The organism is Verrucosispora sp. NA02020, from assembly GCF_013364215.1.
GTDB lineage: Bacteria > Actinomycetota > Actinomycetes > Mycobacteriales > Micromonosporaceae > Micromonospora.
On sequence record NZ_CP054923.1, the window covers coordinates 6,291,887 to 6,304,706 of the forward strand.

Annotated in this window: 12 protein-coding genes; 3 read left to right on the forward strand and 9 right to left on the reverse strand. The window is 73.9% G+C overall.

Annotated elements, in window-relative coordinates:
• Positions 1-6: 6 nt before the first annotated feature.
• The 4 genes from HUT12_RS28035 to tsaB form a co-directional block, all read right to left on the reverse strand.
• A complete protein-coding gene (locus tag HUT12_RS28035) occupies positions 7-261 on the reverse strand; it encodes a hypothetical protein (RefSeq protein WP_131056998.1) in 255 nt (84 codons plus the stop codon).
• Between the two features lie 14 nt (positions 262-275).
• Positions 276-1,322: a tRNA (adenosine(37)-N6)-threonylcarbamoyltransferase complex transferase subunit TsaD gene (gene tsaD, locus HUT12_RS28040; RefSeq protein ID WP_131057000.1), complete on the reverse strand. Its 1,047-nt coding sequence runs from the start codon at positions 1,320-1,322 to the stop codon at positions 276-278.
• Between the two features lie 6 nt (positions 1,323-1,328).
• The gene (rimI, locus tag HUT12_RS28045) at positions 1,329-1,772 is read right to left on the reverse strand and encodes a ribosomal protein S18-alanine N-acetyltransferase (protein WP_131057002.1); all 444 of its coding nucleotides are present in this window, start codon (positions 1,770-1,772) and stop codon (positions 1,329-1,331) included.
• 68 nt (positions 1,773-1,840) lie between these two features.
• Positions 1,841-2,518 (reverse strand): tRNA (adenosine(37)-N6)-threonylcarbamoyltransferase complex dimerization subunit type 1 TsaB, encoded by a 678-nt coding sequence (gene tsaB / locus HUT12_RS28050; protein ID WP_176095216.1) that lies wholly within the window; start codon positions 2,516-2,518, stop codon positions 1,841-1,843.
• A gap of 180 nt (positions 2,519-2,698) precedes the next feature.
• On the opposite strand from tsaB, the gene HUT12_RS28055 reads away from it, so the two are divergent.
• The 3 genes from HUT12_RS28055 to HUT12_RS28065 all read left to right on the forward strand — a co-directional run bounded on the left by HUT12_RS28055 (position 2,699) and on the right by HUT12_RS28065 (position 7,725).
• A complete protein-coding gene (locus HUT12_RS28055; protein WP_131057862.1) occupies positions 2,699-3,232 on the forward strand; it encodes a SigE family RNA polymerase sigma factor in 534 nt (177 codons plus the stop codon).
• Complete coding sequence (locus tag HUT12_RS28060) at positions 3,216-4,373, forward strand: hypothetical protein (RefSeq protein WP_176095217.1); 1,158 nt, start codon at positions 3,216-3,218, stop codon at positions 4,371-4,373. Before HUT12_RS28055 ends, HUT12_RS28060 begins: the two co-directional genes overlap by 17 nt.
• 115 nt (positions 4,374-4,488) lie before the next feature.
• The gene (locus HUT12_RS28065; RefSeq protein ID WP_176095218.1) at positions 4,489-7,725 is read left to right on the forward strand and encodes a S8 family serine peptidase; all 3,237 of its coding nucleotides are present in this window, start codon (positions 4,489-4,491) and stop codon (positions 7,723-7,725) included.
• Between the two features lie 63 nt (positions 7,726-7,788).
• Here HUT12_RS28065 and ung read toward each other — a convergent pair whose 3' ends face one another.
• The 5 genes from ung to HUT12_RS28090 form a co-directional block, all read right to left on the reverse strand.
• Positions 7,789-8,490, reverse strand: a complete 702-nt coding sequence (ung, locus tag HUT12_RS28070) for a uracil-DNA glycosylase (RefSeq protein ID WP_131055874.1) — start codon at positions 8,488-8,490, stop codon at positions 7,789-7,791.
• 74 nt (positions 8,491-8,564) lie between these two features.
• Positions 8,565-9,071 (reverse strand): tRNA (adenosine(37)-N6)-threonylcarbamoyltransferase complex ATPase subunit type 1 TsaE, encoded by a 507-nt coding sequence (tsaE, locus tag HUT12_RS28075; RefSeq protein ID WP_176095219.1) that lies wholly within the window; start codon positions 9,069-9,071, stop codon positions 8,565-8,567.
• Positions 9,050-10,144 carry an alpha/beta fold hydrolase gene (locus HUT12_RS28080; RefSeq protein WP_176095220.1) on the reverse strand — a complete coding sequence of 365 codons (1,095 nt, stop codon included), beginning with the start codon at positions 10,142-10,144 and terminating at the stop codon, positions 9,050-9,052. Before HUT12_RS28080 ends, tsaE begins: the two co-directional genes overlap by 22 nt.
• Complete coding sequence (alr, locus tag HUT12_RS28085) at positions 10,141-11,259, reverse strand: alanine racemase (RefSeq protein WP_176095221.1); 1,119 nt, start codon at positions 11,257-11,259, stop codon at positions 10,141-10,143. Before alr ends, HUT12_RS28080 begins: the two co-directional genes overlap by 4 nt.
• An 82-nt stretch (positions 11,260-11,341) precedes the next feature.
• The gene (locus tag HUT12_RS28090) at positions 11,342-12,811 is read right to left on the reverse strand and encodes an NAD(P)H-hydrate dehydratase (protein ID WP_176095222.1); all 1,470 of its coding nucleotides are present in this window, start codon (positions 12,809-12,811) and stop codon (positions 11,342-11,344) included.
• Between the last annotated feature and the right edge of the window lie 9 nt (positions 12,812-12,820).

Genomic DNA, 12,820 nt, shown 5'->3' on the forward strand with positions numbered 1-12,820 from the left:
CCCGGTTCAGCGGTCGACCTGGGTGAAGTCCCAGGAGTGCGGCGGCCGGGCGAGCAGCATCACCGGCGGCTCGGGCAGCGGCCGGGGACTGCTGCGCCACTTCGAGATCACCACCACCCGGTGGTCGGTGGAGGAGAACACCTCGCTGGACAGGTGCAGCGGGTCGTGCTCGAACTCGGGCAGGGCGCTGTCGCACACCCAGGTGATCAACTCGGCGAGCGCGTACGGCTCCGCCCGCGCCTCCCACATCCGTACGATCACGTCGCCGTCCTCCCTCAGACGCTGACCGTGGTCAGCGGCATCGCCGAATCCGCGGGCAGGTCGAGCCGGCTCGGCGCGACCCCCGAGGCGACCAGGTGCGAGCCGAGGGCCGCCACCATCGCGCCGTTGTCGGTGCACAGTCCCGGCCGGGGTACGCGTACCCGGATGCCGTGCCGCGCGGCCCGCTGCTCGGCCAACGCCCGCAGCCGCGAGTTGGCCGCCACTCCCCCGCCGATCACCAGGGTCTCCACGCCACTGCTGCGGCAGGCGTCCAGCGCCTTGGTGACCAGCACGTCGCAGACCGCCTCCTGGAAGGACGCCGCCACGTCGGCCACCGGCACCGGTTCACCGGCCCGCTGTCGTGCCTCCACCCACCGGGCCACCGCGGTCTTCAACCCGGAGAAGGAGAAGTCGTACCGGTGCGCGGCCAGGTCCTTGGCGGCGGTCAGGCCACGCGGGAACGCGATCGACGCCGGATCGCCGGCCCGCGCCTCCCGGTCGATGTAGGGGCCGCCGGGAAACGGCAGGCCGAGCAGCCGGGCCACCTTGTCGAAGGCTTCCCCGGCCGCGTCGTCGATGGTGGCGCCCAGCGGGGTGACGCCGTGCGCCAGGTCGTCGACGAGCAGCAACGACGAGTGCCCCCCGGAGACCAGGAGGGCGATCGCCGGCTCGGGCAGCGGCCCGTGTTCCAGCGTGTCCACCGCCACGTGCGCGGCCAGGTGGTTGACCCCGTAGACGGGCTTCTCGGCGGCGACCGCGTACCCCTTGGCCGCAGCCACCCCGACCAGCAGCGCACCGGCCAGCCCCGGGCCGGCGGTCACCGCGATCGCGTCGATGTCGGCGATCGTCACCCCGGCCTCGGTCAGCGCCCGCCGCATGGTCGGCACGATCGCCTCCAGGTGCGCCCGGCTGGCCACCTCCGGCACCACCCCACCGAACCGGGCGTGCTGGTCCACGCTGGACGCGAGCGCGTCGGCGAGCAGGGTGTGCCCGCGCACGATGCCGACACCGGTCTCGTCGCACGAGGTCTCGATGCCGAGGATCAGGGGTTCGTCAGCCATGGGTGCTCAGTCCTGGTGGCGCTGCATCACCAGCGCGTCGGTGTTGCTCGGTTGGTAGTAGCCGCGCCGCACGCCGATCGGCTCGAAGTCGTACGACGCGTAGAGGCGCTGGGCCGGCGCGTTGTCCGCCGCGACCTCCAGCAGCACGCTGCGTACGCGCCGCCGGGCGGCCTCGGCGAGCAGGGCCTCCAGCAGTACCCGCCCCACGCCCCGGCGGTGCGCGTCCCGGCGTACCGCGATGTTCTGCACCCACGCCTCGTCGGGCGGCGCGACCGCCAGCCCGGCGTAGCCGAGCACCGCGCCGTCGTCGTCGGTCGCGACCAGATAGAAGTGCCCGTGCGACAGTTCGTTCCAGAACATCGCCGCGGACCACTGCTCGGCGCCGAAGAGGTCCGCCTCGATCGGCAGCACCTCGTCGATGTGCCACCACCGGAACCGGCCGAGCCGCACCAGGTCACGCTGCTCCGGGTCACGCCGCCCGAGTTCACGCCGCACCGGATCGGTGCGTTGCCGCTCGCTCACGGCAGGACCGTCTTGCGGGCGGTGGCCGCCACCGCGTCCGGCCGCCGCAGATAGAGCGGGGTCAGCGTCTCGCCGGGCGCGCCGGCCCGGATGCGTTCGGCGGCCAGGGCGGCCAGCGCGCACGCGTCCGGGTAGCGCGGCTCCGGCCACAGCGGCAGCCCGAGCGTCTCCGCGTACCGGTGCGCGCCGTCACCGACCGCCGCCGTGACGCCCAGCTCCCGGGCCCGCTCGGCGGCGACCGCCGGGGCACCGACCTCCGGCCCGACGAGCCGCTGCCCGGCGCCGTCGTAGACGGCCCAGTAGATCTCCCGACGCCGCGCGTCACCGGCGGCCAACACCGGCTCGCCGTTCGCCGCCGGGTATCCGATGGCGTCCAGGGAGCAGACACCGTACGTCGGTATGTCGAGCACCTGACCCATCGTGGCGGCGGTGACCAGCCCGACCCGCAGCCCGGTGAACGGCCCCGGGCCGAGCCCGGCGACGATCGCGTCGAGGTCGGCCGGGCGGGCGCCGACGTCGGTCAGCACCGCGTCGACCTGAGGCGCGAGCAACTCGCCGTGCGCGCGGGCGTCGACGGTGCACCGGTGCGCACGGGTCGTCACCGCCGTCGCGGTGACCTCGACCAGGGCCGCCGTCACCGCCGGCGTCGAGCTGTCCACCACGAGTACGAGCACAATGAGCCAGCCTAGCCGCACCGCCGACCGCCTCGTGGCGCCCCGCCCGCCCCCGATCGAAGCACCCGCACCGGCAGCCACCGTCGCTACCGACAGTGATCGGGCAAGTACTTCCGTTCGCCGAGCAACTTCTGCTCCCGCCACCACCGTCCCACCTCCGGACAGAGGAGGAATGTCGATTTGAAGGCCGCAGACGAGCAAGCGTTCCGGGAGTTCGTGACGTCCGAGATGGCGTCACTGCGCAAGCTGGCCTATGTGACCTGCGGGGACTGGCACGCGGCGGATGACGCGGTGGCCAACACACTGATCAAGCTGTACCCGCGCTGGCGCAAGGTGGAGCGCCCGGACCTGTACGCCAAGACCATGGTGTACCGGGCCGCCGTCGACGAGACGCGCAGGCCCTGGCGTCAGGGGCGGGAGCGGTCGGCCGGCTACGGCATTCCGGACGTTGCGGTGGACGACCCGAACGGCGCCACCGACGAGCGGCTACGGCTGCGCACGGCGCTGAACGCCGTACCCACCGGCCAACGGGCCGCCGTGGTGCTGCGTCACTACCTCGGACTCAGCCTGGAGGAGACGGCCCAGGTCCTGGGTTGCACCGTCGGCACGGCGAAGAGCCAGACGTCGCGCGGTCTCGCCAAGCTCCGCGAACTACTCGGAGCCGACCGGCTCAACAACATCGAGGACAAGGAATGGCATGTCGCAATTGCATGAGATCGTGGCGGCGGTGACCGTGGACGAGCCGCCCATGTCGCGTTCCGTCGACCAGATCGTCACGGCCGGCCGCAAGGCCGAACGTCGCCGTCGGGCGGGATTCGCCTCCGCAGGTGCCGCCGGCCTGGTCGCGGCCGTGGTCGCCGGCACGTTCGCGCTGACGCCGGGTGCGCCGGAGCAGCCGACCACGATCGTCGCCGGGGCCGCCCCAGGCGCGGAGGCCACCTGGTCGGACGCGCCGCCGTTCAGCTTCACGTTCCGCGCGTTCGACGCCGGTCCGCTGCGCGTGCAGGACCCCGTGGTGGTCTCCCCCGCCTATCAGATCGCCTCGGTCTACATGGACGGCAGAGTCACCCACGACCGGCCGGTCGAGGATTCCGAGACGCCCGTCCGTCGGAATGGGAAGCGCCCCCCGGCTGCCGGCACCGACTCGACCCAGCGACCGCTGTACGCCTACCTGACGCTCTACCGACCGGGCGCGTTCGACCCGGCGGGGATCGTCGGCGGCACCTCGTCGACGATCGCCGGCCGCCAGGCCGTCGAGTCGACCGTCGAGCCGGCCGGCCGGCAGTTGGCCTGGGAGTACGCCGACGACGCGTGGGCCGTGGTGACCGCGTACACCAGCACCCCCGACCCCTCCATCGCGGACCTGTCGGCGCTGGTCACCGCCCTGAAGCCGAGCCCGGCGGTGCCCGCCACGCTGCCGTTCCGGATCGGCTACCTGCCCGCCGGCCACACTGCGGTCGAGGCCGGCTCGCACGCCCTGCCCGGCCTGGTCGGCATCGCGCAGGCCCGCGCGGGCAACTACGGTGGCGTGACCTACGCCGACCCGGCCCCGTCGACCACCGGCCTGACGTCGCCGTACGGCGACAACGAGAGCGCCACCATCCCGGGCAGTGTCAGCATCTACGTCATGCCCGCCTCCTCCTCCAACCAGCGGGCGAAGGCCGGCAAGACGAAGTGCTACCAGGCGTCGGGTGACGCGTTCTGCAACCGCTGGACCACGGACGGCGCGGTGCAGGTGCAGGTGCTCGGCACCGGCGGGCTCTCCGTCGCGGAACTGACCAGGATCGCGGAGTCGGTCGAGGTGGCCGACGTGAACGACGAACTCACCTGGACCCCGGTGCCCCAGGCGCGGTAGCCCCTGGCCGACACCGACGATCCCGCTCGTCCGGCGCCGTGTCCCCGCCCCCGGGGGCACGGCGCCGTCGCCTGCCACCGTCCCTCATTTGTCCACAATGGAGGAACACGAGTCCATGCGCCCCAGAAGATTCCTACCGGCCGCCGTGGCCCTGCTGCTCGCGGCCGGTCTCGTTCCGGCGTCCCCGGCAGCGGCCGACGCGGCCGGGGCGGCTGCGCCCTCCGGCGGCGGTCGGACCGCGACGCTGATCACCGGTGACCGGGTCACCGTGACCACCGACGGCGGCGTCAGCGTCGTCCCGGGCCCGGGACGGTCGGAGATTCCGATGCTGACCAGCACGATCGCCGGCCGGGTACGGGTGGTGCCGGCCGACGCGCTGCCGCTGTTGCGGGCGGACCGACTCGACCCACGGCTGTTCGACGTGACCGGGCTGCTCGCCGACGGGTACGACGACGACCGACGTGCCGACCTGCCGATCATCGCCTCCACCGACAGTGGCGTCGACGGCACGATCGTGCACCGGATGACCAGCTTCCCGGCCACCGCGATGCACACCCGCAAGCAGGGCCTCGACCGGCTCTGGTCGGGGCTGACCCGCAAGGGCGCGAAGGGCAAGGTCTGGCTGGACGCCGTCGGGCGTTTCAGCGGCGCCGAGGGTATCCAACAGATCGGCGCCCCGAGCGCCTGGCAGGCCGGCCTGACCGGCCGGGGTGTCACCGTCGCGGTGATCGACAGCGGGATCGACGCCACCCACCCCGACCTGGTCGGCCGGGTAGCCGCCCAGGTCGACTTCTCGCCGGTCTCCGAGGGCGGCGTACCCACCAGCGACGACGTCCGCGACCTGATGGGACACGGCACGGCCGTCGCCGCCGTCGCCGCCGGCAGTGGGGCCGCCTCGGCCGGCCGGTACCGGGGCGTCGCCCCCGAGGCGACGATCATCGACGCCAAGACCGGTGACTGGGACTCGACCGAGTCGGCGGTGATCGCCGCGATGGAGTGGGCAGCCGGCCCGAAGCGCGCCGCAGTCGTCAACATGAGTCTCGGCTTCCCGGACACCCCCGGCGACGACCCCCTGGAGATCGCCCTGCGCCGCCTGAGCGAGCAGCACGGCACGCTCTTCGTGGTCGCGTCCGGCAACAGCGGCGACAACGGCAACAACCCGAACGCCGCCCAGGACTACGACGTCGGGTCACCGGCAACCGCCGATGCCGCGCTGGCCGTCGGCGCGGTCGACCACGACGACCGGCTGGCGTCCTTCTCCAACCGGGGCCCACGTCTCGGCGACGACGCCGTCAAGCCCGACCTCACCGCGCCCGGCGTCGACGTCACCGCTGCCCGCAGCACCGACGCGTACGGCACCGGCCCCTACACCGACGGCCTGTGGGGCACCTCCTTCGCGGCGCCGCACGCGGCCGGCAGTGCCGTCCTGCTCAAGCAGAAGCACCCGGACTGGACCGGAGACATGATCAAAGCCGCGCTGATGGGTACGGCCCGACCGGCGTCGGGCGTCAGCGTGTTCGCTCAGGGCGCCGGGCGCGTCGACGTGGCCGGCGCGCTCGCCGGTACGGTCCTCGCCGACCCGCCCAGCCTGAGCCTCGGCACCCACACGTTCCCGCACACCGGCGCCGCGCCGACCAGCGGGACGGTCACCTACCGCAACACCGGCACCACGCCGCAGACCCTACGACTGAGCCTGACCGTGGACGGGCCGCAGACGGCGCCCACCTCCGGGATGTTCCGGGTGAACCCGTCGACGCTGACCGTGCCGCCCGGCGGCAGTGCCCATGCCACCGTCACGGCCACCGCCTCGACGACGGCACCGGCCGGGCCGTACTCCGGGCGGCTGACCGCCGGCACCGGCGACGGCAAGCGGCTGACCACGCCGGTCGGGTTGGTCCGGGAGGCCGCCACCCACTCCCTGACGCTGCGGCATCTCGGCGCGGACGGTCAGGAGACCCGGGACTTCTACACCACCGTCGTGGGCCTGGACATCCCGTACACGTACGACTCGCTCCACCACTACGACGACGAGCAGGGCAGTGAGATCACCATCCGGGTGCCCGAGGGGCGCTACGCGGTCGTGTCGCAGATGTTCTCCCACCTGCCGGAGCTGACCTATCTGGCGCACACGAACCTGGCCGTGCGGGCCGACACCGACCTCACGCTCGACGAACGGGTCGGGCGTCCGGTCCAGGTCAGCGTGCCGGCAGCCGACGCGGTCCGCTCCGACAGCACCGTCCAGGTGGGCGTCCGCTCCGGCAACTCCTGGGTGACCGTCGGCGGCAGCAGCAACGCGTCGACCCGGATGCGGACGGCCCAGATCGGCGGGACCGGCAGCCGGGACGAGTTCGTCTCGGTGATCGGCACGGCGTTCGCCGACGGATCGGACCCCAGCCGGTACGCGTACCAGCTCGCCTGGCACCGGCCCGGCGCGCTGCCCACCGGCTTCACCAGGTCCGTCACGGCCGGAGAACTCGCCGTGGACCGGACCTCCGCCCGCGCCCAGGCCCCGGAGGGCCCGGCCGCGATGCAGTCGGCGCCGATCGTGCCGGGCTATCCGCTGACCCCGGCGTACGCCTCCACGCCGCTGGCGCAGACCCGCCACTTCAACACCGACGGCGGCATCAGGTGGGCCTCGCGGGTGTTCCAGTACTCGGACGAGGCCGTCGACTACTACACCGTCACCACGGCCGGACCGGCGATCGCCTACCGGCCCGGGCGGACCTACACCTCCACCTGGAACGCCCCGATCGTCGCGCCCTGCCCGACCGCCGGTGGCGGGTGGTCCGGCGACCAACTGGTCGTGCGGGTCGCCCCCTACTGCGACAGCGCCGGCCACCCCGGCCACGTCGAGCAGGAAACCCTCTCCGGTACGACCACCCTCTACCGCAACGGCACCGAGGTGGCCACCTCGGACCTGCCCGGTCACGCCCGATTCACCGTGCCGCCCGTACCGGGCAGTTACCGGCTCCACGTCGAGTCCACCCGGGCGGCCTCGTTCGGCCTGTCCACCCGGGTCACCGCCGACTGGACGTTCACCCGGCCGGTGACCGCGTCGCGCCTCATGGCGGTCCGCATGGCGCCGACCCTGGACGCCACCGGCACGGCACCCGCCGGCCGGTCCTTCACCATCCCGATCAGCAGCGCCGACGCCACGTCGGTCGGCCTGCGGGTCTCCTACGACGACGGCGCCACCTGGAAGTCGACCCCGGTCACCCGCACCGGCGCCGGCACCTTCCTCGGTACGGTCCGCCACCCGGCCGCCCCCGGGTACGTGTCCGTGCAGGTCACGGCCAGAGGTAGCGCCACCAGCCTGACCGAGACGGTGGTTCGCGCGTACCGGATCGGCTGATCCGAGGTGCCCCTTCACGTCGCCGCACGGGGATGTGAAGGGGCACCTCAGCGCACCAACGGCTCAACCGGCGGTGCGCTCCCAGTCGACGGTGGGCAGGCCGGCGTCGGCGAGGGCCTTGTTGGCCGCGCTGAACGGCCGGCTGCCGAGGAAGCCACGCGGGTTCATCGGGCTGGGGTGGCCCGCCTCCAGCACCACGTGCTGCGGATTGGTGACCAGCGCCGCCTTCTTGCGCGCGTAGCCACCCCAGAGCAGGAACACCACGCGCGACTCCTGGGCGTCCAGCGCCCGGATGGTGGCATCGGTGAACTCCTCCCACCCCCGGTTGGCGTGCGAGCCGGGAGTGCCCTGCCGCACCGTCAACACCGAGTTGAGCAGCAGCACCCCCTGTGCCGCCCAGCCGTCCAGGTTGCCGCTGCGCGGCTTGGGCACGCCCAGGTCCTCGCCCAACTCCTTGAAGACGTTGCGCAACGACGGCGGCACCGAGACCCCCTCGCGCACGCTGAAACTCAACCCGTGCGCCTGGCCGACCCGGTGATAGGGGTCCTGCCCGAGGATCAGCACCCGGCAGGCCGACGGCGCGCAGAGTCGGTAGGCGGAGAAGAGGTCCTCGACCGGCGGGAAGACCGTCTGGGTCGCGTACTCCCCGGCGACGAAGTCGGCCAACGCGGCGGTGCGGGCCGGGTCGAGGTGCGGGGCGAGCACCTCGCGCCACGCCTCGGGAAGCAGGGCCGGCAGGTCGAGGGCGGGGGTGTCGTCGGGCATCGGCGGCCTTTCACCGGTCGGAACGTTTCCGGGCACTGTAGGCAGTGGGTACGACAGCGTTCGGCGCAGGGCCGTCAGCGCGGGACGGTCAACTCGGCCAGCCGGGCCGCCCAGTCGCCACCGACCGGCTCCAGCCCGACGACCCGGGTGTCGTCGTCACGCCGGTCCATCTGGATCCGCAGGTGTGCGTCGACCAGCTGCTCGACCAGCCCCTCGCCCCACTCGACCACGGTGACCGAGTCCTCCACCGAGGCGTCCAGGTCCAGGTCGTCGATCTCGGCCCGGGGGTCGCTCGCGGCACCCAGGCGGTACGCGTCGGCGTGCACCAACGCCACCCCGCGTCCGGTCGCCGGGTCCGGCCCGTGCACCCGGGCGATCACGAAGGTCGGCGAGGTGATGTCGCCGAGCACGCCCAGCCCGGCACCGACCCCCTGGGTCAACGCGGTCTTGCCGGCACCCAGCGGCCCGGTCAGGAGCACCAGGTCACCGGCGCGCAGCAGCCGCGCGAGGCGCCGCCCGAAGGCGTGCGTGTCCGCGACGGTCGGCAGCTCGAAACGGGTCACGGGCGGTCCCGCTCGCACGAGTCGAGGAAGCGGCTGACCGCGATGTTGACCTCGTCGGCGTGCTCCAGCATCACCACGTGCCCACTGTCGTGGATCTTGACGAACTCGGCGTGCGGCAGCCGCCGGACGATCTCCTCGGAATGCGTCACCGGCGTGATCATGTCCTTGTCTCCGACGATCACCAACACCGGCGTGTCCTCCAACGCGGCCAGCGCCGGGAACCGCGAGTGCGTCGCCAGCGTACGCAGATAGCGGGTCACCGTGTCGGCCGAGGTACGCGAGTTCATCTCCTCCACGTACGACACCAGCGACGGGCTCGGCTTACGGGTGCCGAAGCCGTACCTGCGGGTGAGCAGCCAGGCCACGTTGCTGGTGGACTTGCGGGCCCGGTCGATCACCGTCCCGCCGTAGCGGGTGACGTAGCCGGCCGTGTAGAGCACCGGCGCGCCGACGCGCCCGAGCAGAGCGGGCGCGACCAGCTTCGTCTCCGCCAGCAGACCGCCGGAGGTGGCCATCAGCACCGTGCCCACCACCCGGTCGTCGAACATCTCCGGGTACAGCTCGGCCAGCGACATGATGGTCATGCCGCCCATCGAGTGCCCGATCAGGACCAGCGGCCCGTCCGGTGCCACCTCGTCGATCACCCGGCGCAGCGTGTGGCCGAGCGCGACGAGGTCGTACTCGCCGCCCTCCAACCGCCCCGAACGGCCGTGACCGGGCTGGTCGTACGCCACGATCCGGTGCTCGCCCCGCCCGGCCAGCATCTTGCGCTGGAAGTGGAACGTGCCCATGTCCAGGCAGAAACCGTGCACCAGCACGACCGTCGGGTTGCCCGCGACCGGACGGATCGGCTCGACCACCTCGACGTGCACGTCGGTGCCGTCGGGCAGCTCCAACCGGTGCGCCGCGTCGTAGTGCTGCTCGCCGAAGACCTCGTCGACGTACGGATCGGCCGGGTCGGCCTTGAGTCGGCGGACCAGGGCCCGTTCCGTGGCGACACCGGCGGCGAGCCCGGCGGCGGCCACGCCGAGTGCCGCACCGACCAGCCCGGCGGCCCGGCCGGCGGCGGTACGCGGTCGGGGGACCCTCACGCCGACCCTCCGTCGTAGACACGGGGCACCCGGGTGCTGCCGAAGCGGGTGACGATCTCGTAGTTGATGGTGCCGACCGCCTCGGCCCAGTCGTCGGCGGTGGGCGCACCGTCCGCGCCGTCGCCGAAGAGGGTGACCACGTCACCGGCGACCACCGGATCGTCGCCGCAGTCCAGCACGAACTGGTCCATGCAGACCCGACCGGCGACGGTCCGCCGCCGGCCGCCGAGTTGCACCGGGCCGGTGCCGGAGGCGTGCCGGGGCACCCCGTCGGCGTAGCCCAGCGGCACCACGGCCAGCGTCGCGTCGCGCTCGGTGAGGTAGGTGTGCCCGTAGGAGACACCGGCGCCGGCCGGTACCCGTTTGGTCAGCATCACCCGGGCCCGCGCGGTCATCGCCGGCCGCAGCCCGTACGTCTGTCCGGCCACCGGCGAGAGGCCGTACACGGCCAGCCCGGGGCGGACCAGGTCGAAGTGGGTGTCGGGTCGGGTCAGCGTGGCCGCCGAGTTGGCCAGGTGCCGGTAGCGCGGGCGCAGTCCGGCCCGCTCGACCATGGCCAGCCCCTCGTGGAAGACCGCCAACTGCCGGTCCGTGGTGGGGTGTCCGGGCAGGTCCGCGTAGACGAAGTGGCTCCACACCCCGACCACCTCGACCAGCCCGTCGGCCTGGGCCTTGGCGGCGGCGTCGAGCAGCGCCGGCCAGTCGGCGACGGTCGCGCCGCCCCGGGCCAACCCAGTGTCGATCTTGAGGTGCAGCCGGGCCGGACGTTCCGCGCGTCGGCTCGCCCCGACCATCTCGTCGAGCTGCGGAAGGCTCGCCACCCCCAGGTCGACGCCGGCCGCGACGCCGGTGTGCAGCGGCAGCCCGGGCGCCAGCAGCCAGGCCAGCACCGGGGCGTCGATGCCCGCCGCCCGCAGGGCCAACGCCTCGTCCAGGGTGCAGACCCCGAGCCAGTCCGCGCCCGCCTCCAACGCGGCGCGGGCGGCCGGGACCATGCCGTGGCCGTAGCCGTCACCCTTCACCACCGCCATCAACTCGGCGCCGGTGCCGGTGCGCAACCGGTCCACGTTCTCCCGGATCGCGTCGAGGTCGACGCGTACCTCGGCCTGCCACATGCCCCCCACCCTACTTCCGCGCTGATCACCCGGGGTCGCCCCCGGCCGAGCACGGGGTGTCGGGCGAGTCCCCGACGACGGGTCAGGTGATCCGGGCCAGCACCGGCCGCAGCGCGTCGGCCACGTCGGCGGCGGCCACCGGACCGCCCCGCGCCGCCTCCCGACCGGCCAACCCGTGCAGGTACGCCGCCGCCGCGGCGGCCCGCTCCGCCGGCAGGCCGGACGCGAGCAGCGCACCGAGCAGCCCGGCCAGGACGTCCCCGGTGCCGCCGGTGGCCAGGGCCGGGGTGCCGGTCGGATTGACGTACGCCCGGCCGTCCGGCGTGCCGATCACCGTGCGGTTCCCCTTGAGCAGCACCACGGCGTTCGTCCAGGCGGCCAGCCGCAGCGTCGCGGCGACCCGGTCCGCGCCGGGCTCCTCGCCGCAGAGCCGGGTGAACTCCCGGTCGTGCGGAGTGATCACGATGGGCGCGTCGCGCTGCCGGAGCCGGTCGGCGAGCCGACCGTCGACCAGCAGCGTCAGCGCGTCGGCGTCCAGCACCACCGGCACCGGCGCGGCGAGCACCGTCCGCAGCTCGGCGGCGGCCCGGTCGTCCGTGCCCAGGCCCGATCCGCACACCCACGCCTGCACCCGACCCGCGTCGACCACCCGATCGGTGGCGATCACCGACGGGTAGCGGCGCACCACCTCCTCGCGGGCACCCCCCGCGTAGCGGACCAGGCCGGTCGGCCCGGCGAGCGCGCCGCCGACCGAGAGCACCCCCGCACCCGGATACGTCGCCGACCCGGTGGCCACCCCGACCACGCCCCGGGTGTACTTCTCCGAGGCCGCGCCGAGCCGGGGCCACCAGTCGACCACGTCGGGCTCCTCCACGACGTGCAGCGCCGGGCTGCCCCGCAGCCACGGCCCCAGCCCGATGTCGACCAGCTCCACCTGCCCGGCGAGCGCGGCGGCGGGGCCGACCGCCAGAGCCGGCTTCCAGGCGCCGAAGGTCACCGTCACGTCGGCCCGCACCGCCTCGGGGCGACCGGACGAGGTCAACGGCACCGCCCCGGTGTCCACCTCGACGCCGCTGGGCACGTCCACCGCCACCACAGTCGCGCGACCACCGTCGCGCCCGTGCTGCCGCGACAGGCTCGCCGCCAACTGCTCGGCGGTCTCCCGCAGCCCGCCGCGCCCGCCGATGCCCACGATCCCGTCGAGCACCAGGTCGACCGTTGCCGGCGGGCGCGCCACGACCCGACCACCGGCGGCCCGCAACGCCGCCAGCCCCGCCGCGTGCACCCGGTCCGGCGCGAGCAGCAGCGCCGACACGGCCGCACCCCGCCGGGCCAGCCGGGCGCCCGCGTACAGGGCGTCGCCGCCGTTGTCGCCGGAGCCGACGAGCAGCAGCACCGGTGCCGCGTACACCCCGCCCCGGTCGGCGAGCAGCAACGCGCAGCGGCGGGCCAGCCCGGCGGCGGCGCGCTGCATCAGCGTGCCGGGAGGCAGCTCGGCCATCAGTGCGCTCTCGGCCGCCCGGACCTCCGCCACCCGCCAGACCGGCCGCATGTCACACCC